The sequence below is a fragment of the Actinosynnema sp. NPDC037264 genome (genome assembly GCF_055603705.1).
In genome coordinates, this window is sequence record NZ_JBVJVK010000022.1 from 93,259 (window position 1) to 116,189 (window position 22,931).

Here is a 22,931-nt window from a genome sequence, read left to right on the forward strand (position 1 = left end):
GAGGGAGAGCACGGGGAGGGGAAGCGACGCCCCCGGCACAGCCCCCCCCCCCCCCCCCCGCGCCGTTCCCGGGTGTTGCCCGACCGGCCCGGCACGCGGCCCACCGCACACGGCCCACCTCGCCACACACCGCCCGACAACGGCCACCCCGCCACACACCGACCGCCTCGCCCGACACCAGCCACCCCGCCCGACACCGCCCAGCCCTCCGGACACCGCAACCTCGCCCGACACCGACCGCCCCACCCGACACCGGCCACACTGCCGCACACCACCCACCCCGCCGCACACCACCCGCCCCGCCCGGCACCGGCCCGCGAGCGCACACCACCCGTCCCGTCCCGTCCCGCCCCGCCCGGCACCGGCTCGGCCCGGCACCGGCATGCGAGCGCACCCCGCCAGCGTGGGCTTCGCCCCCAACCTGATCGCCGAGGTTAAACGTCGCGGGTTGCGCCGTGGAGCCTCCGCACCGCCCGCGCCGCGACCGGTCAGGAATCGAGAAGCGCCCGTGGTGGGGGCGGACCTAGCGTTCTTCCCATGGCAAACATCGAATCCGTCACCCTCGACGTGGCCGACACCACGGCCGCCCACCGCTTCTACGCCGACGCGTTCGGCCTGGACGGGCAGCTCCGCCTGCGGGCCTCCGAGGCGCCGACGACCGGCTTCCGCGGGTTCACGCTGGCGCTCACGGTGTCCCAACCGTCCACCGTCGACAGCCTCGTCGCGACCGCCCTGGACGCCGGCGCGACCACGCTCAAGCCCGCCTCGAAGTCGCTGTGGGGCTACGGCGGCGTCGTGCAGGCGCCGGACGGCGCGATCTGGAAGATCGCGACCTCGGCCAAGAAGGACACCGGCCCCGCGACCCGGGCGATCGACGAGATCGTGCTCCTGCTCGGCGTCGCGGACGTGGCCGCGAGCAAGCGGTTCTACGTCGGCCAGGGGCTTGCCGTCGGCAAGAGCTTCGGCCGCGTGTACGTCGAGTTCGCCGCCGGGTCGGGCCCGGTCAAGCTGGCGCTGTACCGGCGTCGCGCGCTGGCCAAGGACGTCGGTGTCGCGCCCGACGGCACCGGGTCGCACCGGCTCACGATCGGCGGCGACGCCGGCGACTTCACCGACCCGGACGGGTTCGCGTGGGAGGCGTCGTCCCGGCTGTCGACGAACGCATGACGGCCGCACCGCCGCGCGGCCTCGACGAGAGGCTGCGGGACACCCGGGCCAGGCTCGCGGCCGACGTCGACCTCTGGGTCGCGACGTCGGGCGGGCCGGCCGGCGTCCACCTCGTCCCGCTCTCCTACCTCTGGGACGGCGCCGCCTTCCTGATCTCGACGCCGCGCTCCTCCGCCACCGGCCGCAACCTCCTGGCGGACGGCCGGGTGCGGCTCTGCCTCGGGCCGACGCGGGACGTCGTCGTGGTCGACGGGACCGCCGAGCCGGTGGACGTCGCCGACCTCGGCCCCGAGGCGGGCGACGCGTTCGCGGCCAGGACCGGCTTCGACCCGCGCGACCTGGACGAGCCCTACCAGTACTTCCTGGTCCGGCCGCGACGGATCCAGGCCTGGCGCGAGGCCGACGAGCTCCGCGGGCGCACCCTCATGCGCGACGGCCGGTGGCTCGGCTGACCACGGCGACGTCACGCCTGCGGACGAGCGCACCCCCTGCGCTTGCCATAGTCAGATGATCGGTATATACCGATAGCGTGAAAGACGGTCCGTTGAGGGAACCGACGTTCCTGATCCTCACGGCGTTGGCCGCGCGGGCGCAGCACGGCTACGGCATCCTGCTCGACGTCGAGGAGATCTCGGGCGGCCGGGTCAAGCTGCGCGCGGGCACCCTCTACACGGCGCTGGACCGGTTGTCCGCGGACGGTTGGGTGGCCGTCGACCGGGAGCAGGTCGTCGACGGCAGGCTCCGCCGCTACTACCGGCTGACCGACGAGGGGGCGGCCAGGTTGGAGACCGAAGTGCGGAGGTTGCGGGCACAGACCCGCGCCGCGGAGCGACGTCTGCGGCTGCGGCCGGCGGGGGGCACGGCATGAGCGAGTTGGAACGGCACTACCGGTGGCTGTTGGCGCGCTACCCGCGCGATCACCGCGAACGCCACGGCGAGGAGATGCTGGCGGTGCTGATGGCGGGCGCCGGCGACCGGGCGCGGCCGACCCGGCGTGAGCGCGTCGACCTGCTGTGGGCCGCGGTGCGGCTGCACCTGCGGCGGGTGGTGGCCGCCGATGGCGGCGTCGACGCCCGGGACGTGCTGGCGATCGTCAGCCTGCTCGGGCCGGTGGCGCTGCTGGCCGGCGCGACGACCGGCCTGCACGAGCTCGCGTGGTTCGTGAAGGCGGGCGCGCTGGTGGACATGCCGTGGTCCACGCAGTTCCCGGACGCGCCGGCGTGGCTCCTCTGGGGCGTGGTGGCCGTGCTCGTCCTGCTCGGGCGGTCGCGTGCCGCCGCGGTGGTCGCCTGGCCGGCCGTGGCCTGGTTCGTGCTGGTCGCGACGTTCCTCCCGCACCAGCACTGGTGGACCGGGATGGACGCGGGGTGGATCCTGGTGGGTCTGCTGACCGCGGTCGCGCTGACGTGGTCGCCGGGACCGGCGCGTGGTCGGGAGCTGGTCGGGCGTCGGGCGGTCCTCGTGCTGGCCGCGACGGTCGGCGTGACCGTGGCGCTGGGTGTCCTGGGGCACCGCGTGGCGGTGGTCGAGTTCCTCCGGCTCGTCGTGGTGATCGGCGGCACGGCGGTGGCGTGCGGCCACCGGTCGCGGGTCGGCCGGCGGGCCGCGTTGATCCTGCTGCTGCCGACCGTGACGACGGCGCTGGGCTTCGCCCAGCTGCTCATCTCGCTGCGCATGCCGACCTCGTTGGAGGTGGCGGTCTTCTACGGGCTGCCGGTGCTGGCGCTGCTGGCGTTGGGCGGCCTGCCACGCCGCGTCCGCAGGCGTCCCGACCGCCCGGTCACCTGACCGGGCGCTCCCAAACGAGGTCGGGCCGGATTTCCCTCCGTAGGGTGGTCTTCCGCCGGCCGGAATCACGGGGTGACACCGAGGTGCGCAGTCGGATCACCACGCGTCACGAAATCAACTCCTCGCGCGGCCGAGCACTCATCGGGTGACAGGACGTACCCCGACGAAGGACAGCGCCCTGACGGGGCGTGACCTGCGACGCTCCGTGGACCACGAGCTCAGGACGACGTCACCACCACCGGTGACGCGGGTGTCCCGCCCCGCACGCGGGACGGGCCGATCTCCGGCCGGCTCGTCGACCGCGACGACGGTCCCGGACCGCCCCGGGCGCGATTGCCGCCCCCGAAACCGGCGCATACGCTCGGCGCACAGCACGGTCCGTGATGCCGCCGGCGAGGATCGGACGCCCGGACGGGGCGACACCGGATGGCAGGTCGAGGACCCGATGACGGGTCGGGGTCCGCCGCGTCGCACCGTGACTTCCGCGCAGGAGCGAGCATGCCCGAAGTCCCACTCCAGTCCACCCCCTCTCCCCTGGCCGGCGACCACCACCGCGACGGTGACGTGACCGGGCGCCCGGCGTTCCGCGACGGCGCCCGGGTGGTCGCGCTCGCCGTCTCCGGTGCGCCGTGAGCGCCGAGCACGTGCCGGTCGCCGTGGTCGGCGCCGGGATCGGTGGGCTGGTCACCGCGTTGGCGGTGCGCCGCGCGGGCCTGCGGGTCGTGGTGTTCGAGCAGGCCGACGCGCTGAGCGAGGAAGGGGCTGGGCTGGCCCTCGGCGCGAACGGCACCCGGCCCCTGCTGCGGCTCGGCTTGGGCGCGGAGCTGCGGCGGATGGCCTTCCAGCCGAGGCGCGTGGTGTTCCACCACTGGCGGACCGGCGCGGTGCGGCAGGCCCTGCCCCTCGGCCGCGACTACGAGGACCGCTTCGGCGCGCCGTTCTACACCTTCCACCGCGCGGACCTGCAACGGCTGCTGGCCGAGCGGTACCGCGACGAGGGCGGCGAGCTGCGCACCGGGCACCGCTGCCTGGGCGTCACCCCGCTGGCCGACCGGGTGGTGGTCGAGTTCGACGGCGACCGGCGCGTCGAGGCCGGTGTGGTGGTGGGTGCGGACGGTGTGCACTCCACGGTGCGGAGGGACGTCGTCGGAGCCGATCGCGCCGTCTACTCGGGCAGGTCGGGCTACCGCGGGCTGGTCGCGGCCGAGCTGGTGGGCGACGCGGTCGACGACGCGCTGTCGTTCCACCTCGGACCCGCGCGGCACCTGGTCGCCTACCCGGTGCACGGCGGCGACACGGTGAACTTCCTCGCCGTGGTGCGCGATCCGCGGTGGACCCGGGAGTCGTGGGTGCGCCGCGGCCGGGTCGCCGACGTGCTGGCCGCGTTCGCCGGGTGGTCGCCCGCGGTGACCCGGATCGTCGGCGCGGCCGACGAGGTGTCGCACTGGGGCCTGTTCGACCGGGAGCCCGTCGACCGCTGGAGCCTGGAGCGGGTGACGCTGGTCGGCGACGCCGCGCACCCGATGCTCCCGCACCACGGCCAGGGCGGTAACCAGGCGGTCGAGGACGGGGTGGTGCTGGCGGCGTGCCTGCGCACGTGGCCGGACCGGCCCGCGCTGGCCCTGGACCGCTACGAACGGGCCCGGCGCACCCGGACCCGCCTGCTGCAACGGGGTTCGCGGCGCAACGGCGAGTGCTACCAGCTCCCCGACGGGCCCGCCGCCGACGAGCGGGACGCCAGGCTGCGCCGACTGCCCGAAGACCTGGCCTGGATCCACGGCTACGACGCGGAGGCCGCGCTGGCGACCTCGGAGGAATCCCACCATGGCGAACTCGTCTGAGCCCGGCGGCACGACCCCGACCGTCCACCCCCCGCCGCAGCGGGTCGGGCTGGAGCACGCCACCCCGGACGTCGCCCTCACGCCGCCGACGCCCAGACAGGGCGGCACCCGCCGGCCCGACCAGGTCGAGCAACTGGAGCAACCGGAGCAACCGGAGCAAGTGGAGCAGGCAGCACGGTCCGCCCAGGACGGCCAGGCCGGCCAAGCCGCGCAGGCCGTCCAGATCGAGCAGTCCGCCGAGGCCGACCAGGTCGAGCAGTCCGCCCAGGCCGACCAGGTCGAGCGGTCCGGTCAGGCGGCGGGGTCCGCCCAGACCGAGAGATCCGCCCACACCGCGCCGCCCGCCAACACCGCGCCGCCCGCCCACACCGCGCGGCCTGACCAGGCCACCCGGTCCGGTCAGGCGGCGTCGTCCATCCAGCCCCAGCGGTCCGGGTGGGCCGACGAACGGCGGGTCCGCGCGCAGCGGGCGGGCGCCCCGGCGTTGGTGCTCCCGCAGCAGTGCGACCGGCTCACCGCGGAACTCGGCCAGGTCGCCACCGGGCAGGCGCTGCTGCTGCACGGCGGACCCGGCGCAGCGGCCTCCGACGACGTGTCCGGGTACCGGTTCACGCGCGAGCTGGCGCTCGTCCTCGGCCACGCCGCGTGCCTGCCGGTGATCACCGTCGGCCGGGTGGTGGCCGACGGCCCGGACACCCGCCGCCGGTACCGGAACTCGGCCCGGTACCTGGACGAACTGCGCGCGCTGGTGTCCGACCCGGCCACCGCCGACGCGGTGCGGGAGTCGCTCGACCGACGCCTGGCCACCACACCGGCCGCGGCACGCCACGCCGACGTCGTCGCCCTCGTCCGGTCGCGGCTGGCGGGCCCGCACCCCGGCCCGCCGGACCTCTTCGTCAGCCACGAGGCGGTTCCCCTGGACTACGAGCTCGCGCTCGCCCGCACCGATCCGCGCACCGGACGCCGGTTCGGCACCTCCGGGCACCTGCTGTGGGCGGGCGACCGCAGCCGCACGCGCGTCGACTTCCTGGCCGGGATCGACAACCCGGTGGCGGTGGCGCTCGGCCCGACCGCCACCGCCCGGGACGCGGCCGGGCTCGCCCGCGCGCTCAACCCCGATCGCGTGCCCGGACGGCTGACGTTCATCACCCGTCTGGGCGCGGGGCAGGTGCGCGAGGTGTTGCCGCGCCTGCTCGACGCCGTCACCGACACCGGCGTCCCGGTGGGCTGGGTGTGCGATCCCCTGCACGGCAACGCGTTCACCGCCGGCGACCTCGACGACGTGGTGGCCGAGGTGCAGGGCTTCCACGACGCGCACCGGGCCGCCGGCACCCACGCCGGCGGCCTGCACGTGGAGCTGGTCGACGACGTCTCGACCGACGACCAGCGCCTCGACCGCGACCAGGCGCTCGAACTGGCGCTGTGGACCGCCGAACGGTGCGCGCGGTGACCGACGCGGCGCCCGGCGGCACGCGTCACAGGTAGCCGAACAGCGGCGGGAAGAGCAGGACCACGACCCACGCCCACACCGCGTACACCGGCAGGTAGGTGGTCTGCCACCGTTCGAGCGCGGTGAACGGCGCGCGGCGGCGGATCAGGGCCAGCAGCAGCCACGCCGTCCACGCCAGGTTGGCCAGGAGGATGACGTTCTCGCCCAGCGCCGCCGCCTTGTTGGGCGTGGTGCCGTACTCCGTGATGCGGCCGGTGATCTCCAGCAGCACCAGCACGTCGATGACCAGCGCGCTGACCACGAGGGCGAGTTGCAGCTTGTCGAACACACCGGGCGGGGCCAGCGGATCGCGCGCGGAGAACGAGTAGAGCAGCAGGCCGAGCACCACGACCAGCAGGAGGTCGAACAGGATCAACGCCTCCCGCTCGACGTCGATGCCGGAACTGGTGACGCCGAGCGTGACCAGGAACGCCAGCAGCACCGCGGTGAACAGCGGGGTGAACAGCCGCGTCAGCACCGGGGCGATGTTCTCCACCACGCTCTGCTTGGCCTCGACCAGCCACCCCGCCACGACCACCGCCGCCGCGGCGCCGCACGGGAGCACCCACTGCCCGATGGCGGTCTCCGGCGAGATCCCGATCGCCTCGAAGGTGCCGAACACGAACCCGATCAGCACACCGCCGCCGAGCGCGATGAGGACGTAGTAGATGAACCACTCGCCGGTGAAGCGGACGAAGTCCATCCGTCGCCGTGAGGACCGCACGTCGTCGGACACGTACGCCAGCCCGACCGCGAACCACAGCGCGATCGGCAGGTGGATGCTGGTCAGCACCACCGACTGGGAGTCCTCCGCGAGCGGGTAGGCGTTGGCGGCCACCGCGCCCAGCGCGAACAACGCCACCAGCGCGCCGATCACCCCGGCCGTCGCACGACGCCGCCAGGCCAGGAAGCCCGCCAGCCACGGCAACGCGAACAGGGCGACGTTCGGCGCGTAGAACGCGGCGTCGTCCTCCAGGCTCAGGCCGAACAGCTCCGGCGCCTTGACCGACACCGCCGCGCCCGCCGCGCAGCCCACCATCACCAGCAGGTCGCGCCGCGACCGGCCGCCCGGCGCCGGTCCGTCGGGCCCGCCGGTCAGCACCAGCTGCTTCCACAGCCGCTCCGAGTGCTCCCGGGCGAACTCCGCGGGACAGCTCGTCCAGGCTGCCCATGCGCTTGACCGCGACCAGGAACGCCTCGTCGGCGTGCAGGCCGGCGGCCAGGAGGTCGTCGACCGAGCCCCGCAGGTGGTCTTCGAGCTCGTCCACGTCGGTCTGCCGCAGCTCCCGGCGCCGTTGCAGGTAGTGCCGCCACTGGGCGAACTGCGCGTCCAGGTCGCCCTGATCGTCGGTCATGCGAAGCCTCCCCGCGGCAACGTGGTCAACGGCCGCGACTCGTCCGAACGGGGCCAGATCTCCTTGAGCGCGCCGACGACCGCGTCCCACTGCCGACGCTGCTCGGCGAGTTCGGCCAGGCCGCTGCGGGTGATCCGGTAGTACTTGCGCCGCCGCTCGCCGGCGACCGACCGCCAGGTCGACTCCACGTGCCCCAGGCGCTCCAGCCGGTGCAGCAACGGGTAGAGCAGCCCTTCGGTCCAGTCCAGCTTCCCGTCGGACAGCTCGTTGATCCGCCTGAGGATCGCGTACCCGTAGCTGTCCTCCTCGGCCAGGATGCCCAGCACCATCGGTGTCGCCGAGGCGGCGACGAGGTCCTTGGTGACCTTCAACCAGCCCTCCCCGAAGCCGTACCCTAGATGTGCAAGGCATAGTACTTCTAGGTATCGCGTCGTAGCAAGCAGCGCGCAATGGACCATTCGGGACGCCGGCGGCGGAACTCCGATGGTCGGCGCTCTCATCACGTTGACCGAACACCCGTTAGTGGGATTCTGGTGGCGTGCAGGGCAACTCCAGATCCCAGCCGGCCGACGGCTTCCGGTTGTTGCTGGTGGAGGACGACCGCGAGCTCGTGGAGTTGCTCGCCGCCGCGTTGCGCCACGAGGGGTACACCGTGGACGTTGCCCTGGACGGGCAGCGCGGGTTGCACCTCGGCCTCACCCGCCCCTACGACGTGGTGGTCATCGACCGCGGCCTGCCCGCCCTCGACGGGCTCGACCTCCTGGTGCGGTTGAGGGCGAGGTCGGTGCGGACGCGGGCGTTGATCCTCACCGCGATGGGCACCGTCCACGACCGGATCGACGGCCTGGACGCGGGCGCGGACGACTACCTGGTGAAGCCGTTCGACCTGGACGAGTTGAGCGCGCGGCTGCGGGCGCTGTGCCGGCGCGCGCTGGAACTGGCCGACGTGCTGCGGATCGGCGCCGGGCACCTCGACGTCGGGCAGCGGGAGGCGGTGCTGCCCGACGGCGGGCGCGTGCCGCTCACCACCCGGGAGTTCACCCTGCTGCGCGTGCTGGCGACCCATCCGGACACCGTGCACACGCGGTCGTCGTTGCGGCGCGTGGTGTTCCCGGACGCTTCGGCAACATCCATTGTGGACACCTACGTGTACTACCTGCGGACCAAGATCGACCGTTCGGTGGTGCACACGGTGCAAGGACTCGGATATCGCTTGGGGGCGTTGTGAGCCGTTCGTGGGCCGAGGCGGAACGCGCGGTGATCCGGCGGGCACGTCTGCGGATCAGCGTGCTGGTCGCGCTGGCGATCACCGTGCTGGTGGCGTTCGTCGGCGGTATCGCCTACGCCGTGATGGTGCACGCGCAGGACGCGCAGGTCACGCGCGAGCTGCGGTACAACGCCCAGTTCGGCGCGCCGTCGACGCCGCCGGGGTGCACCTGGCTGTTCATCCTCGACGACGGCGTGCTCGACGACGGCCTGCTGAAGGTGCCGCCGGGCTTCCCGCTGCGCGAGGACCTCGACGCGGTCGCGGCGTCCGGCGGGACCATCGAGCGCGAACTGGAGCTCAACGGCACCGAGTACCTGACGCTGACCCAGCGCGGCGCCGACGGCAGCACGGTGCAGGCGGTCTTCGACACGCGCTACCAGCTCGCCGACCGGCGGCACCTGCTGGTGGCGTTGGCGATCGCGGAGCTCGGCGGCCTGGTCGCGGCGGCGGTGCTGGGGCTGTGCGTGGGCCGCGGCACGGTCGCGCCGCTGGCGGAGGCGCTGGCCAGGCAACGGCGATTCGTCACGGACGCCAGCCACGAGCTGCGCACGCCGATCGCGCGGGCGTACACGCGGGCGCAGCTGCTCGCCCGCTGGGCGAAGGCGGCCGACCTGCCCGACGACCACCGCGACGGCCTCGACAAGCTCGCCAGCTCGATCCGCGGGCTCGGCGACGTGGTGGACGACCTGCTGCTGTCGGCCAGGCTGAGCCGCCGGTCCGAGGGCCTCGGCGGCCGGGCGGTCGACCTGGCGGCGGTGGCGGAGTCCGCGGTGGAGACCGAGGGCGACCGGGCGGGCGAACGGCGGATCACGCTGACCGTCGAACGCCCCACCGGCCCGCTGCTCGTCATCGGTGTCGAGACCGCGTTGCGGCGCGCGGTGGACGAACTGCTGGCGAACGCCGTCCGCCACACGCCGGAGGGCGGCCGGATCGACGTGCGGCTCGGGCTCCGGAGCGGGCAGGTCGAGCTGACCGTCGCCGACACGGGCGAGGGCTTCGACCCGGTCGAGGCGGACCGGCTGTTCGACCGGTTCCACCGCGGGCCGGACGGGCCGGAGCGGCGGTTCGGGCTGGGGCTGGCGCTGCTGCGCGAGGTCGTCACCGGCCACGGCGGCACGGTGGAGGCCGTGGGCCACCCGGGCGAGGGCGCCCGGTTCACCCTCCGCTTACCCGCCGCCGGCACCACCTCCGGTGCCGGCGCCGTGCCGGGCAAGACGATCAGTACCGGCCCGCGGTGACCAGGTCGGCGGCGGCCCGCACGTCGGCGTCGAGCGGTCGGTCGGGGTCGACCGGGGCGATCGCGTCGCAGAGGGCGTCGAGCAGCGCGGCGCAGCGGGGTGCGGTCGGTCGGCGGCCGCCGACGTGCACCGCCTGCCGCAGGCCGAGCGCGAGCGAGCCGCACAGCAGCCGGAGCAGCTCGGCGAGGTCGTAGGAGCGCAGCGCGGCCTGGGTGCCGAACGGCACGACGTCCTGGTTGTGCAGGTTCGTCGGCAGGCTCTGGGTGCTCGCCGGCAGGGCGCCGCGGCGGATCTCCGCGATGAACGCGGTCGTGGCCAGCTGCACGCCCTGCAACCCGTGCTGGCGCCCCGGCCCGGCGGCCAGCATCGGCGGCAGGCCGGTGTTGCGGACCGGGTCGACCAGCAGGTCCAGCTGCCGTTCGGCGAGGTTGCCCAACGACGCGGTGACCATGGCGAGGACGTCGGCGGCGAACGCGGCCGGCTGGCCGAAGAAGTTGCCCCCGTGCGCGACGAGGTCGTCACCGGGGAAGAACAGCGGGTTGTCGCTGACACCGCCCAGGTCGGCCGCCACCACGCCGTCGACGTAGCGCAACGCGTCCTCGGCCGCGCCGAGCAGCTGCGGCGAGCACCGGATGCTGTAAGGCTCCTGGAGGGCCCGCTTGCCGCTCGGGATCGTGCCGACGAGCGCGGCCCGCATGCGGTCGGCGACGGTGACCGCGCCGGGGTGCCCGTAAGCGGAGATCAGGCGTGGGTCGAGGAACCCGGGGTCAGCGCCGAGGACGTCCACGAGCAGGCACGTCAGGTCCTGGATCGCGCGGTGCGAGGCGCGCACGCTGTCCAGCGCGAGCGCGGCGGCCGCGGTGGTGACCGACGTGCCGTTGACGAGCGCCAGCGCGTCGCGCCCGTCGAGGGTGAGCGGGGTGAGCCCGGCCAGGCCCAGGGCCTCGCTCGCGGGCATCCGCTCGCCGTCGAAGTAGGCGTGGCCGCGGCCGCGCAACGCCTGGGTCGCGTAGGCGAGCGGGATGAGGTCGCCGCTCGCGCCGACCGAGCCGTAGCGCGGGATCGCCGGCACGAACGTGGTCGCGAACATCGCCGCGAGCCCGTCCACGACGTGCGCGGAGACCCCGGAGACGCCCTGCGAGAGCGACCACGCCCGCACCAGCAGCGCCGCGCGGGCGATGTCGGCCGGCAGGTCGGGCCCCTGGCCCGCGCCGAGGTGTGCCAGGGTGTTGTCGCACTGGTCCGCTTCGTCCTCACGGCCCGCGAAGCCGATCAGGGCGCCGAACCCGGTCTTGGCGCCGTAGACGGGCCGCTCGTCGTCGGCGAGCACGGTGCGCAGGTACTCGCGGCCCCGGTCGACCCGCTCCCGGACGGCGGGGCTGACGAGCACGGGCAACGGCGCTGCCGCACGATGGAGGTGGTCGCTCGTCAGCGGTGCGGCGAGGTCCACGGGTGCGTCGGTCACGGTCGTGGTCACCGCACCGACGGTAGGCAGTCGATCTCAGAGAGTTCTGAGATCGACTGCGTAGCTTCCTCGCTCATGGCGCACGACTACCTGATCATCGGGGCGGGACCGGCCGGTGTGCAGCTCGCCGCCCTGCTGGAGCGCGACGGACGCGATTACGCCGTCCTCGAACGCGGCAGCGCACCGGGCACCTTCTTCACCCGCTACCCGCGGCACCGGACCCTGATCTCCATCAACAAGGTGCACAGCGGGTACGCCGACCCGGAACAGCGGCTGCGGATGGATTGGAACTCGCTGCTCACCGACGATCCCGAGCTGCTGTTCACCCGCTACAGCCGCCGCTACTTCCCCGCCGCCGACGACCTGGTCCGCTACCTGGCCGACTTCGCCGCGGCCACCGGCATCCGGGTCCACTACGACACCGAGGTCGTGCGGATCTCCCGTGACGACGAGGGCTTCACCGTGCTCGACCGCGGTGGGCGGACGTGGCGCGCGGCGCGGGTCGTGGTGGCGACCGGGGTCTCGCAGCTGCACGTGCCGCCGATCCCCGGCATCGAGCACGCCGAGCGCTACGACACGTTCGACACCGACCCGGAGTCGTTCACCGACCAGCGGGTGCTGGTGATCGGCAAGGGCAACTCCGGGTTCGAGACCGCGGACGCCCTGGTGGAGCACGCGGCGGTCATCCACGTCGCCGGCCCGCACGCGGTGCGGCTGGCGTGGCAGACGCACTACGTCGGCCACCTGCGCGCGGTGAACAACAACTTCCTCGACACCTACCAGCTCAAGTCGGAGAACGCGGTCCTCGACGGCGCGGTGGAGCTCATCGAGCCGCGGCCCGGCGGCGGTTTCCGCGTCCGGTTCCGCTACGCCCGAGCCGCGGAGTCGTTACGCGAGTTGGAGTACGACCGGATCGTGGCGTGCACCGGGTTCCGGTTCGACGCCTCGGTGTTCGACGACAGCTGCCGTCCGGCGCTGGTGATCGACGACCGGTTCCCCGAGCAGACGCCCGCGTTCGAGTCGACCACGGTGCCGGGCCTGTACTTCGCGGGCACCATCACGCAGTCCAGGGACTTCAAGAAGTCCACCAGCGGGTTCATCCACGGCTTCAGGTACGGGGTCCGCGCCCTGCACCGCATCCTCGCCGCCCGCCACCACGACACCCCGTGGCCGTCGACCGCGCTGGAACCGTCGCCGGAGGCGATCAGCGACGCGCTGGTGGCCAGGGTGAACCGGTCGTCCGCGCTGTGGCAGCAGTTCGCGGTGATCGGCGACGTGGTCACGGTCTCCGACGACGGCGCGCGGTACGAGGAGGAGGTGCCGGTGGCCTACGTCGCCGACGGCGGCCTCGGCCCGGCCGAGCACCGGTTCGTCGCGACGCTGGAGTACGGGCCCGACCACGACAAGGTGGACCCGTTCGACATCACCGTCCCGCGCGTGGCGGAGAACGACGCCGCCAACGCGCACGACGCGAGCTACCTGCACCCGGTGGTGCGCCACTACCGAGACGGCGCGCTCGCCGCGACCCACCACCTGGCCGAGAACCTGGAGAACCACTGGGACCTGCCGGCGGTGCACCAGCAGCCGCTGACCGCGTTCGTGAAGGAATGCCTTGCCGGCGCGTGAGGCCGAGCCGTTCCCGCGCGCGGTGCTCGACGTGCTCGAGACCGCCGGTGGACGGCCGGTGTTCGAACACGGCACGCGCGTGGTGAGCGGCGCGGAGATGCTCGACCTGGTCGCGCGGATCGCCGCCGGTCTGCGCGGGCGAGGTCTGGGTCCGGGTGACGGCGTCGCGCTCCTGCTCGGCGTCAACCCGGAGGCGTTCGCCACGATCCTCGCCGCGCACGCGGTGGGCGCGAGGGTGCTGGGCGTGCGGCCGGGCCTGCCCGACGACCAGGTGCGCCACCTGCTCGGCCTCGACGTCGCCGCGGTGATCACCGACTCGGACGACACGATCGCGCCCGACTCTGACGCCCCCGTGCTGACCGTCGACTCGTTGCGCGAGACCCGTGCCGACGGTCGGCTCCGGTGCGCCGGCCGGCCCGCGGACGTCGCCCGGCTGATCCACACCAGCGGCAGCACGGGCGCGCCCAAGGCGTGCGCGCAGACCTACGCCGCGATGACGTCCGGGTGGGCCGCCCGACCGGACGCGTGGCCGCCCGCGATCCGCGAACTGGCCTCCCGGCTGGACCGGTTCCTGGTGTTCGGGTCCCTGTCGAGCCAGGTGATGTTCGAGTACGCGGTGGTGGCGATCACCGCCGGCGGCACGGCGGTCGTCGCCGACCGGCCCGTGTTCCCCGAGGCGATCACCCGCCACCGCGCCTCGGCGAGCGTGTTCACGGTGCCGCGGTTGGCGAAGCTCGTCGCCGGGCAGCGCCGCGCGCCGGCCGACCTGTCGTCGTTGCGGGCGCTGATGGTGTCCGGGTCGCCGCTGACGGCCGACCGGCACCGCGAGGCGCTGGACGTGCTCGGACCGGTCGTGTTCCAGGGCTACGGCCAGACCGAGACGGGCATGATCTCGATGGCCACCCCGGCCGACCCGCCCGGCACGGTGGGGATACCGCCCGCCGCCGTGCACGTCGAGGTCCGTGACGCGGACGGCGCACCCGTGCAGCAAGGGGTCGACGGTGAGCTGTTCGTCCGCACGCCCGCGCAGGCCGACGCGTACTGGGCGGACCCGGAGCGGTCGGCCGAGGTGTTCGCCGACGGCCTGGTGCGCACCCGCGACCTCGGCCACTTCGACGCCGACGGCCACCTGCACCTGACCGGCCGGACCAGGGACGTGGTGATCGTCAACGCGAACCTGCACTACGCGGGCCCGATCGAGCGGGTCGTCGCCGAGCACCCGGACGTCGCCGAGGCCTACGTCGTCGCCGTGCCGGACGAGGACACCGGCGAGGCGGTGCACGCGTTCGTCGTGCCGACCGCCGGCCGCACGCCCGACCTCGCGGCGCTGCGCGCGCTGGTGACCGACCGGCTGGGCGCCGCGTGCGCGCCGGTGGCCCTGACCCTGATCGAAGAACCGCCGCTCGCCCCGAGCGGCAAGCCGGACAAGCGCCTGCTGTCCCGCTCCCGGACGTGAGGAGAAGACGTGCCCAGCGAGGTTTCGACGGAGTGTCTCGTGATCGGCGCCGGCCCGGCGGGGCTCCAGGCCTCCTACCTGCTGTCCCGCGCCGGGCGGGACCACCTGGTGCTGGAGGCCGGTGACGCCCCCGGCGCGTTCTTCACCCGCTTCCCCCGCCACCGCACCCTGATCTCGATCAACAAGCCCAACACCGGGTGGGACGACCCCGAGCTCAACCTGCGCACCGACTGGAACTCGCTGCTGTCCGACGACCCGTCGCTGCTGTTCACCCGCTACACGCCGCGCTACTTCCCGCACGCCGACGACATGGTCCGCTACCTGGCCGACTTCGCCGCCGAGCACGACCTGCCGATCCGCTACGGCGCGTCGGTTGTGGAGGTGACGAGGCCGGACGACTTCGTGGTGCGCGTCCGCAACGGCGACACCTACCGGGCACGTCGGCTCATCGTCGCCACCGGTGTGTCCAAGTCGTACGTGGCGCCGATCGAGGGGGCGGAGCTCGCCGAGCGGTACGACGAGGTGTCGGTGGACCCCGCCGACTTCACCGGCCAGAAGGTGCTGATCGTCGGTCGCGGCAACTCCGCGTTCGAGACCGCCGACAACCTGATCGAGACCGCGTCGGTCATCCACGTGGCCGGGCCCGGCTCGCTGAAGCTGGCGTGGCAGACGCACTTCGTCGGCCACCTGCGCGCGGTCAACAACAACTTCCTCGACACCTACCAGCTCAAGTCGCAGAACGCGCTGCTGGACGGCCGGGTGCTGGACATCCGCCGCGACGGCGACGGGTTCCTGGTGCGCGTCAGCTTCGTGCGAGTGGCCGAGCGCGTGAAGGAGATCCGCTACGACCGGGTGATCATGGCGACCGGGTTCCGCTTCGACGCGTCGATCTTCGCGCCCGAGTGCCGCCCACGGCTGACGATCAACGACCGCTTCCCGGACCAGACCGCCGCCTGGGAGTCGGTGAACGTGCCCGACCTGTTCTTCGCCGGCACCATCACGCAGGCCAGGGACTTCAAGAAGTCGACGAGCGGGTTCATCCACGGCTTCCGGTACGGCGTGCGGGCGCTGCACCACATCATGGAGCACCGCTACCACGGCGTGGCGTGGCCGAGCCGGGACCTCTCCCCCACCCCCGAAGCGGTGGCCGACGCGGTCGTCGAGCGGGTGAACCGCACCTCGGCGTTGTGGCAGCTGTTCGCGTTCATGGCGGACGCGGTCCTGGTCGGGCCGGACGGCGCCCTGCGCTACGCCGAGGAGGTGCCGCTGGCCCACCTGCACGAGGCGGTCGGCCGCGGCGACTTCGGCGACGTCGAGTCCTACCTGGCGGTGACGCTGGAGTACGGCGCGGACCACGACCAGGTCAACCCGTTCGACGTCACGGCGGGCCGCGTGTCCCAGGAGGACACCAGCGGGCTCGACGGCCGCTACCTGCACCCGGTGGTCCGGCACTTCCGCGGCGGGACGCTGCTCGACGAGCACCACCTCACCGAGAACCTCGAGAACGAGTGGGACAGCGAGGAGGTGCACCGGGCGCCGCTGCTCGCGTTCCTGCACGCCCGGCTGGACCGGACCGCCGTGGGTTCACCGTGAGCGGCGGGCTCGCGGCGTGGCACGAGAAGGCCCGCGCGGTGCTCGATCCCGTGCACTACGACTACTACGCGGGCGGGGTCGGCGACGAGGTCGTGCTCGGGGAGAACGAAGCGGCGTTCGGGCGCCTGGCCCTGCTGCCGAGGGTGTTGCGCGGCAGGGAGAGCAGGGACCTCGGCGTCGACCTGCCCGGCGGTCGCCTCGACCTGCCGGTGCTGATCGCGCCGACCGCGTTCCACCGGCTCGCGCACCCGGACGGCGAGCTGGCGACCGCGCGGGCCGCGGCGGCGGCGCGGACGGTGCTGGTGTCCGGCATGGCCTCGACGGTGGCGATCGGCGAGGTGGTGGCGGCGGCGCGGTCGGTCGACGCGGACGCGTCCGTCTGGTTCCAGCTCTACCTGCAACCCGACGACGACGTGACGGACTGCCTGGTGGAGCGGGCGGAACGGGCCGGCTGCACGGCGCTGGTGGTGACCGCCGACTCCCCGGTGTTCGGCCGGCACCGCCGCGACGCCGAGCACGGCTTCCACGACCTGCCGGCCGGGCTGGCGGCGGAGAACATGCGCGACCTGCCCGGTGGCCCGCCGGGCGGCGTGCGGGACATCGAGATGTCGCCCTCGGTGTCGTGGGCGCACCTGGACCGGCTGCGGGAGCGGACGTCGTTGCCGTTGTGGCTCAAGGGCGTGCTCCACCCGCGCGACGCGGTGCTCGCGGTCGAGCACGGGGTGGCCGGGATCGTGGTGTCCAACCACGGCGGCCGCCAGTCCGACCTCGCGCCGGCCGCGGTCGAGGCGTTGCCGGCGGTGGTCGACGCGGTGGCGGGCCGGGTGCCGGTGGTGCTGGACGGCGGCGTCCGGCGCGGCGGTGACGTCGCCGTGGCGCTCGCGCTGGGCGCGACGGCGGTGGGTGTCGGCCGGCCGGTGCTGTGGGGTCTGGCCGCGGCCGGCGAGGCCGGGGTGGCCCGGGTGCTCGACGTGCTGCGCGACGAGTTCGACCACGTGCTCGCGCTGTGCGGCGGGCGTGACCTGGCCGACCTGACCCGGGACCTGGTCGTCGCGCGCGGGACGGGGGTGTCCGCCCGGTGTGGGTGACGGGGTTGCTCGCCGCCGCGGTGGTGCTGACCGCGCCGCGCTGGCTGCCCGCGCGGGTGGTCGCCCTGCGCGGCAAGGTGTTCGAGAAGGTCAACGGGGACAACGCGATCATGTTCCCGAACGCCGCCGTCGGGCCGGACCGGTTCCAGGAGGTCTACAGCCACCCCGCCGCGAACGGCCGCAGCCGCGGCGCCGGGCTGTCGGACCTGTTCTGGTACTGGCTCTCCCCCGGCCCCGAGGTGCACCAGGAGCACCTGGAGGCCGGTCCGCGCTACGACGACGTGGCCCGCACGACGCGCGCGCTGCTGGCCGGGCCGGGTGACGTGCTGTCGGCGACGGCGGCCCGCTGCACCGGTCGGGTGCTCGACGAGGTGCTCACCGGGCGGGTCACGCTGGTGCGGCTGCGCGACCTGATGATGCCCGTGTGGGCGGAGTACTTCTACGAGCTGGTGTTCGGCGAGCCGTGCCCGCGCGAGGCGCGTGACCTGATCGTGGGGCACGCCGACGACGTGGTGACGGCGTTGAAGTGCACCGGCCTGCGCCACCCGGCCCGGCGGGCGCGGCTGACCCGCTACCTGGCCCGGCGGGTCGCGGCGGGCGACGTGCGGCGGCCGTTGCCGGCGAGCCTGTCGCCCACCGAGCAGGTGCACTACCTCCAGGGCACGTTCTTCAACACGGGCGTGGTCCAGATGTCCGAGGCGATGGCGCACCTGCTGCTCGCCCTGGCGCAGCACCCGCACGTGGCGGCCCGGCTCGCCGACGACGAGCGCTACTTCACCCACGTCCTGGACGAGACCATGCGGCTGTACCCGCTGTTCGGCATCGCGCACCGCGTCACCACCGGTGACATCGAGCTGGACGAGCGCACCACGCTGCCCGCGGGTTCGGTGCTGTGCTTCAGCTATCCCGACTACCACGCGACCGGCTACGCGCGCCCGGAGGTCTTCGACCCGGACCGCTGGGCGCGGGTCCGGGTCCGCGCGGCGCACCACATCCCGTTCGGCGTCGCCGCCAACCGGCCGTGCCCGGCGTGGCGGCTGTCCCCGCTGGCGCTGCGCGGGGCGACCGGCGAGGTGCTGCGCCGCGTGCGGCCGCACTCCACGGTCAGGCACACCAGGTCGTTGCCCAGCCGCGGCCCGTGCCTGCTGGTCCGGGCCGACGAGCCGCTGCCGCCACGCCGGCTCGCCGTGCTCGGCGCGTTCCTGCGGGTGCGCGACCGGTGGGAGGACGTGTGGCGCAGCGTCGTCCAGCTCGTCCTCGGCACGGTCATGGTCCTGCACGCCCACCGGCTGCGGTTGGCCGGGCGCTACTTCGACACGCACGACACCCAGGGTCGTCCGCTGCGGCGCGAGCCGCCCTCTGCCCAGGAGATCACCCGGTGAACCAGATCCAGTTCGCGTTGAAGGTGTTCGCCGCGCTCGCCGTCGTGCTCGCCGCGACGACGCTGTGCGGGCGCATCGCCATGGCGGTCAAGCAGCCCAGGGTGGTCGGCGAGATGGTCGCCGGCGTCCTGCTGGGGCCTGCCCTGCTGGGCGCCGTCGCGCCGGGGTTGCAGGCCCAGATCTTCCCCACCGACGTCAAGGACACCCTGTACGTGCTGAGCACGATCGGGTTGACGTTCTACATGTTCCTGGTCGGGTCCTCGCTCGACCACGGCCTCGCCGCCGGGCGGAACATGCGGCGGGCGTCGGCGCTCGCGGTGTCGGGCATCGTGCCGACCTTCGCGCTGGGCGCGGCCGTGGCGGCGCTGTTCTTCGGCTCGCTGAGCCCGGACGGCACGACCCGGTGGGAGTTCATGCTCTTCGTCGGCGGCGCGCTGTCGATCACCGCGTTCCCGATGCTGGCGCGGATCCTGCAGGAGCGCGGGATCGCGAACACGCCCATCGGCGGCCTCACCCTGGTCGCGGCGGCGATCGACGACGCGGCGGCGTGGGTGATCCTGGCCGTGATCATCGCGGTCGCGGCGGCCGGCAGCCCGTTCGACGCGGTGAGCACGGTGGCGGGCGCGGCGGTGTTCGCGCTGCTGATGCTCACGGTGGGGCGCAACCTGTTCGCCCGGCTGGGCGCGCGGGTGGAGCGCGAGGGTCGGATGAGCCGCGACGTGATGGCGCTCGTGCTGCTGGTCGTGCTGGTGGCGGGGTGGTTCACCGACTACATCGGCGTGTTCTCGGTGTTCGGCGGGTTCATCACGGGCCTGGCGATGCCGCAGTCGGCGATCGTGCGACGGGAGCTGGAGACGCGGCTCACGGACCTGAACTCCATCCTGCTGCTGCCGGTGTTCTTCGCGTTCAGCGGGTTGAACACGCAGGTGTCCGGCTTCGGCGCGGGCGGCGCCCTGTGGTGGCCGCTCGCGGTGATCATGGCGGTCGCGTTCGCGGGCAAGTACCTCGGCTGCGCGCTGGTGGTGCGCGCCCAGGGCTTCTCGTGGCGCTACGCGTCGGCGGTCGGCGGGCTGATGAACGCCCGGGGGCTGATGATCCTGATCTTCATCAACATCGGCCTCGCGCACGACATGGTGACCCCGGAGCTGTTCGCGATCCTCGTCGCGGTCGCGATCGTGACCACGGCGGCCGCGATGCCGATCTACCGGGCGTCCCTGCCCGAGAGCCTGGAGCGCGGCGCGACCGACTTCCTGCCGCCGGCGGTGCCCGCGCCGAACAACTGAGGCTCACCCCGTGGTGGGAGCCGCCGTCTGCGGACGGCGGCTCTTCGCCAGCCTCCAGGTCGGGTACAGCAGGGCGGCGGCGAGGACGACGGGCGTCCACAGCGACAACCGCTGCAGCACCAGGTCGTCGGTGCGGGCGACGTGCAGCTCGTGGTAGATCCCGTGGGGCAGGTGGAACAGCAGCACCCCGATCAGCAGCGCGGCGACGAACGCCGGTTCCGGCAGCTTAAGGCAGACCAGCGCCAAGGGCGCCAGCTGCAGCAGCGCCAGTCCGTAGTCCCGCACGAGGTGTTCGTTGTACGGCGGGAACAGCGCCACCCAGCCGACCCCGGGCGTCGGGTACCCGGCGAAGAACGCCTCCGGGAACACCGCCGCCCACAACCCGGCACCCACCTGCACCAGGATCAGCAGCGCGCACCCGGTCAGCAGCACCCGTCTCGTGCCCACCCTTCCTCCCCGCGCCGTCCCGGTCGGCCCTGCACCGGTTGTACCGCACGGTCCGCGCCGAGCGGGCCGATCCGGACCGGACCACCCGGTCGGGAAGCGACGTGCCGCGATCGTGGGCCGACCGGTGACGAGGCGGCCGGCCCCGGAGCGGGACCGGCCGCGCGCGAACCGCTACGCCGGGCGCCGGCCTCCGGCGCCGGCCGGCGTCCCGATCTCCGCGAGACCGCTCAGGGCCCGCGGCAACGGGTCCCGGTGCAGGACGCCGAGGCGCTGGGTGGCACGGGTGAGCGCGACGTACAGCTCGGCCGCGCCACGCGGGCCCTCGGCGAGGATCCGCTCCGGCTCGACGACCAGGACGGCGTCGTACTCCAGGCCCTTCGTCTCCGACGCGGGCACCGTGCCCGCCAGGCCGACCGGCCCGATCACCACGCTGGTGCCCTCGCGGCCCGCTTCGTCGCGGACGAACTCCTCGATCGCGGCCGGCAGCTCGTCCTCCGCGACCCGCCTCGACCACGGCCGCACGCCGCACGCGCGCACGGACTCCGGCGGCTGGACCGACGGCGCGAACTCGGCGAGCAGCGCGGCGGCGACCGCCATGATCTCCGCCGGCGTGCGGTAGTTCACCGTCAGCGCCCGGTAGACCCAGCGGCCCGGCACGTACGGCTCCAGCATCGCCTCCCAGGACGTCGCACCGGCCTCGGACCGGCGTTGCGCGAGATCGCCGACCACCGTGAACGACCGGCCGGGGCAGCGCCGCATCAGCACCCGCCAGTCCATTTCGGACAGTTCCTGCGCCTCGTCGACCACGACGTGCCGGTAGGTCCAGTCCCGGTCGGCGGTGGCGCGCTCGACGAGGTCGCGCGTGTCGCGCTCCAGGACGCGGTCCGCCAGGTCCTCGGCGTTCAGCAGGTCCGTGGCGTACAGGTGGTCCTCGTCGTCCATCGAGTCCTGGCGGCCGTGGAGGCCGTCGAGCACGCCCTCGGCGAACTCGGCCTCGGCCTTCCGCTGCCGCTCGGCGGTGTCGTCGGCCGCCTTGTCCCGGCCGAGCAGGTCGACCAGCTCGTCGAGCAGCGGCACGTCCGACACCGTCCAGGCCTCGCCGTCGGCACGCCACAACGCCTGGTCGGCGCCGGCCGCCCGCAGCCGTTGCGGTGAGGCGTACAGCGAGGCCAGCAGCGAGGACGGCGTCAGGACCGGCCAGAGCTCGTCGAGCACGGCGACGAACCCGTCGTCCGCGTGCAGCTCCTTGACGAGGTCGGACCGCAGGCGTTCCCACGCGTCCCGGTTCTCCCGGGTCAGCCAACCACGGCCGATCCGGGCGATCGCCCGTTCGGTGAGCACGTAGGTGATGATCTCGCTGAACACCGCGCGGGCCTCGTTGTGCGGCAACCCGCTCGCGCGCGCCTCGTCCCTGGCCCACTCCGCGGTGGCGGCGTCGATCCGCGCCGGGCCGCCGCCCAGTTCGAGCGTCACCGGCTCCTGCGGCAACCGCTGCCGGTCGGCGACGGCCGCCTTCAGCACGTCCAGGATCTTCAGCGAGCCCTTGAGCCGCGCGGCGTCCGGCGTGTCGTCGGCGGTGACGTGCAGACCGGGCACCAGGCCGCCCGGCGTCGTGAACACCACGTCGGACTCGCCGAGCGACGGCAGCACGCGGCCGATGTGGTTCAGGAACGCCGGGTTGGGCCCGACCACCAGCACACCGTGCCGCTCCATCCGCTCGCGCTGGGTGTAGAGCAGGTACGCGACGCGGTGCAGCGCGACCACGGTCTTGCCGGTGCCCGGTCCGCCCTCGATCACCAGCACGCCGGGGTGGTCGAGCCGGATGATCTCGTCCTGCTCGGACTGGATCGTCGCCACGATGTCGCGCATGCCCTCGCCGCGCGGCGCGTTGACCGCCGCGAGCAGGGCCGCGTCACCCCGCTCGTCGCCGTCGGGCCGGCCGAGCACCTCGTCGGTGAAGTCGGCCACCAGCCGACCGCGGGTGTGGAACTGGCGGCGGCGGCGCATGTTCTCCGGGTTCGCGGCGGTGGCGACGTAGAACGCGCGCGACGCCGGCGCGCGCCAGTCGAGCAGCACCGGCTCGTACTCGTCGCCCTCGTCGAACAGCCCGATCCGCCCGATGTAGGACCGCTCGCCCGTGAGGGTGTCCAACCGGCCGAAGCACAGCCCGTTGTCCGCCACGTCCAGCCGCTTCGCCTCCTTGGCCAGCGCGCGCACCTCCACGTCGCGCTCCATGGGCGTGCCACCGGTGCCGCGCAGCGCCGCTTCGTACTCCTTCTTCACGCGCACGCGCTCGGCGTCCAGCCGTCGGTAGAGCCCGGCCACGTAGCCCCGCTCGGACCGCAGTTCTTCTTCGTACCCCTGAGTTGACACATGCCCCTCACAGCGCTAACGTGGTCTTAGGTTCGGCGGGTTCTCCAGTCCACTTCGGAGCGCACGCCGACTT

General features: G+C 73.7%; 20 protein-coding genes and 1 pseudogene. 15 read left to right on the plus strand and 6 right to left on the minus strand.

Annotated features, from left to right (window positions below):
- Positions 1-537 precede the first annotated feature (537 nt).
- The 7 genes from ACZ7GX_RS24035 (at position 538) to ACZ7GX_RS24065 (ending at position 6,246) form a co-directional block, all read left to right on the plus strand.
- On the plus strand, positions 538-1,167 hold the full coding sequence (locus ACZ7GX_RS24035) for a glyoxalase (RefSeq protein ID WP_498779677.1): 630 nt from the start codon (positions 538-540) through the stop codon (positions 1,165-1,167).
- On the plus strand, positions 1,164-1,619 hold the full coding sequence (locus ACZ7GX_RS24040; RefSeq protein WP_498779679.1) for a pyridoxamine 5'-phosphate oxidase family protein: 456 nt from the start codon (positions 1,164-1,166) through the stop codon (positions 1,617-1,619). Before ACZ7GX_RS24035 ends, ACZ7GX_RS24040 begins: the two co-directional genes overlap by 4 nt.
- A gap of 77 nt (positions 1,620-1,696) precedes the next feature.
- Positions 1,697-2,035, plus strand: coding sequence for a PadR family transcriptional regulator (locus tag ACZ7GX_RS24045; RefSeq protein WP_498779681.1), 339 nt, complete (start codon positions 1,697-1,699; stop codon positions 2,033-2,035).
- Positions 2,032-2,955, plus strand: a complete 924-nt coding sequence (locus tag ACZ7GX_RS24050) for a hypothetical protein (RefSeq protein ID WP_498779683.1) — start codon at positions 2,032-2,034, stop codon at positions 2,953-2,955. The genes ACZ7GX_RS24045 and ACZ7GX_RS24050 overlap by 4 nt, the downstream gene beginning before the upstream one ends.
- 498 nt (positions 2,956-3,453) lie before the next feature.
- Positions 3,454-3,588 (plus strand): hypothetical protein, encoded by a 135-nt coding sequence (locus ACZ7GX_RS24055; protein WP_498779685.1) that lies wholly within the window; start codon positions 3,454-3,456, stop codon positions 3,586-3,588.
- A complete protein-coding gene (locus ACZ7GX_RS24060; protein WP_498779687.1) occupies positions 3,585-4,796 on the plus strand; it encodes an FAD-dependent monooxygenase in 1,212 nt (403 codons plus the stop codon). Before ACZ7GX_RS24055 ends, ACZ7GX_RS24060 begins: the two co-directional genes overlap by 4 nt.
- Positions 4,780-6,246 (plus strand): 3-deoxy-7-phosphoheptulonate synthase, encoded by a 1,467-nt coding sequence (locus ACZ7GX_RS24065; RefSeq protein WP_498779689.1) that lies wholly within the window; start codon positions 4,780-4,782, stop codon positions 6,244-6,246. Before ACZ7GX_RS24060 ends, ACZ7GX_RS24065 begins: the two co-directional genes overlap by 17 nt.
- Before the next feature lie 25 nt (positions 6,247-6,271).
- On the opposite strand, the gene ACZ7GX_RS24070 is transcribed toward ACZ7GX_RS24065, so the two are convergent.
- The 3 genes and pseudogenes from ACZ7GX_RS24070 to ACZ7GX_RS24080 all read right to left on the minus strand — a co-directional run bounded on the left by ACZ7GX_RS24070 (position 6,272) and on the right by ACZ7GX_RS24080 (position 8,011).
- Positions 6,272-7,387 (minus strand): hypothetical protein, encoded by a 1,116-nt coding sequence (locus tag ACZ7GX_RS24070; protein WP_498779690.1) that lies wholly within the window; start codon positions 7,385-7,387, stop codon positions 6,272-6,274.
- Between the two features lie 94 nt (positions 7,388-7,481).
- Positions 7,482-7,640: pseudogene (locus tag ACZ7GX_RS24075) on the minus strand (hypothetical protein); the annotation flags it as partial.
- Positions 7,637-8,011, minus strand: coding sequence for a PadR family transcriptional regulator (locus tag ACZ7GX_RS24080; protein ID WP_498779692.1), 375 nt, complete (start codon positions 8,009-8,011; stop codon positions 7,637-7,639). The pseudogene ACZ7GX_RS24075 and the gene ACZ7GX_RS24080, both read right to left, overlap by 4 nt.
- Before the next feature lie 209 nt (positions 8,012-8,220).
- Here ACZ7GX_RS24080 and ACZ7GX_RS24085 point away from each other — a divergent pair, with 209 nt between their 5' ends.
- On the plus strand, positions 8,221-8,868 hold the full coding sequence (locus tag ACZ7GX_RS24085; RefSeq protein ID WP_498779724.1) for a response regulator transcription factor: 648 nt from the start codon (positions 8,221-8,223) through the stop codon (positions 8,866-8,868).
- Positions 8,865-10,145, plus strand: a complete 1,281-nt coding sequence (locus ACZ7GX_RS24090) for a sensor histidine kinase (protein ID WP_498779694.1) — start codon at positions 8,865-8,867, stop codon at positions 10,143-10,145. Before ACZ7GX_RS24085 ends, ACZ7GX_RS24090 begins: the two co-directional genes overlap by 4 nt.
- On the opposite strand, the gene ACZ7GX_RS24095 is transcribed toward ACZ7GX_RS24090, so the two are convergent.
- A complete protein-coding gene (locus ACZ7GX_RS24095) occupies positions 10,126-11,622 on the minus strand; it encodes an aromatic amino acid ammonia-lyase (protein ID WP_498779695.1) in 1,497 nt (498 codons plus the stop codon). The two genes, ACZ7GX_RS24090 and ACZ7GX_RS24095, sit on opposite strands and share 20 nt — an antisense overlap.
- Before the next feature lie 63 nt (positions 11,623-11,685).
- Here ACZ7GX_RS24095 and ACZ7GX_RS24100 point away from each other — a divergent pair, with 63 nt between their 5' ends.
- The 6 genes from ACZ7GX_RS24100 to ACZ7GX_RS24125 are packed head-to-tail and all read left to right on the plus strand — an operon-like array spanning position 11,686 to position 20,038.
- Positions 11,686-13,236: an NAD(P)-binding domain-containing protein gene (locus ACZ7GX_RS24100; RefSeq protein WP_498779697.1), complete on the plus strand. Its 1,551-nt coding sequence runs from the start codon at positions 11,686-11,688 to the stop codon at positions 13,234-13,236.
- Positions 13,223-14,692, plus strand: coding sequence for a class I adenylate-forming enzyme family protein (locus ACZ7GX_RS24105; RefSeq protein ID WP_498779699.1), 1,470 nt, complete (start codon positions 13,223-13,225; stop codon positions 14,690-14,692). Before ACZ7GX_RS24100 ends, ACZ7GX_RS24105 begins: the two co-directional genes overlap by 14 nt.
- A 9-nt stretch (positions 14,693-14,701) precedes the next feature.
- Positions 14,702-16,285 (plus strand): NAD(P)-binding domain-containing protein, encoded by a 1,584-nt coding sequence (locus tag ACZ7GX_RS24110; RefSeq protein ID WP_498779701.1) that lies wholly within the window; start codon positions 14,702-14,704, stop codon positions 16,283-16,285.
- On the plus strand, positions 16,282-17,373 hold the full coding sequence (locus ACZ7GX_RS24115) for an alpha-hydroxy acid oxidase (protein WP_498779702.1): 1,092 nt from the start codon (positions 16,282-16,284) through the stop codon (positions 17,371-17,373). Before ACZ7GX_RS24110 ends, ACZ7GX_RS24115 begins: the two co-directional genes overlap by 4 nt.
- Positions 17,370-18,755, plus strand: coding sequence for a cytochrome P450 (locus ACZ7GX_RS24120; protein ID WP_498779704.1), 1,386 nt, complete (start codon positions 17,370-17,372; stop codon positions 18,753-18,755). Before ACZ7GX_RS24115 ends, ACZ7GX_RS24120 begins: the two co-directional genes overlap by 4 nt.
- A complete protein-coding gene (locus ACZ7GX_RS24125) occupies positions 18,752-20,038 on the plus strand; it encodes a cation:proton antiporter (protein ID WP_498779706.1) in 1,287 nt (428 codons plus the stop codon). The genes ACZ7GX_RS24120 and ACZ7GX_RS24125 overlap by 4 nt, the downstream gene beginning before the upstream one ends.
- Before the next feature lie 3 nt (positions 20,039-20,041).
- Here ACZ7GX_RS24125 and ACZ7GX_RS24130 read toward each other — a convergent pair whose 3' ends face one another.
- A complete protein-coding gene (locus ACZ7GX_RS24130) occupies positions 20,042-20,485 on the minus strand; it encodes a hypothetical protein (RefSeq protein WP_498779708.1) in 444 nt (147 codons plus the stop codon).
- 171 nt (positions 20,486-20,656) lie between these two features.
- On the minus strand, positions 20,657-22,858 hold the full coding sequence (gene helR / locus ACZ7GX_RS24135) for an RNA polymerase recycling motor ATPase HelR (protein WP_498779710.1): 2,202 nt from the start codon (positions 22,856-22,858) through the stop codon (positions 20,657-20,659).
- Positions 22,859-22,931: the final 73 nt, after the last annotated feature.

Coding starts and splice junctions, on each gene's coding strand:
- ACZ7GX_RS24065 (WP_498779689.1), top strand. CDS start 4,780: ATGGCGAACTCGTCTGAGCCCGGCGGCACGACCCCGACCGTCCACCCC.
- ACZ7GX_RS24100 (WP_498779697.1), top strand. CDS start 11,686: ATGGCGCACGACTACCTGATCATCGGGGCGGGACCGGCCGGTGTGCAG.
- ACZ7GX_RS24050 (WP_498779683.1), top strand. CDS start 2,032: ATGAGCGAGTTGGAACGGCACTACCGGTGGCTGTTGGCGCGCTACCCG.
- ACZ7GX_RS24055 (WP_498779685.1), top strand. CDS start 3,454: ATGCCCGAAGTCCCACTCCAGTCCACCCCCTCTCCCCTGGCCGGCGAC.
- ACZ7GX_RS24040 (WP_498779679.1), top strand. CDS start 1,164: ATGACGGCCGCACCGCCGCGCGGCCTCGACGAGAGGCTGCGGGACACC.
- ACZ7GX_RS24035 (WP_498779677.1), top strand. CDS start 538: ATGGCAAACATCGAATCCGTCACCCTCGACGTGGCCGACACCACGGCC.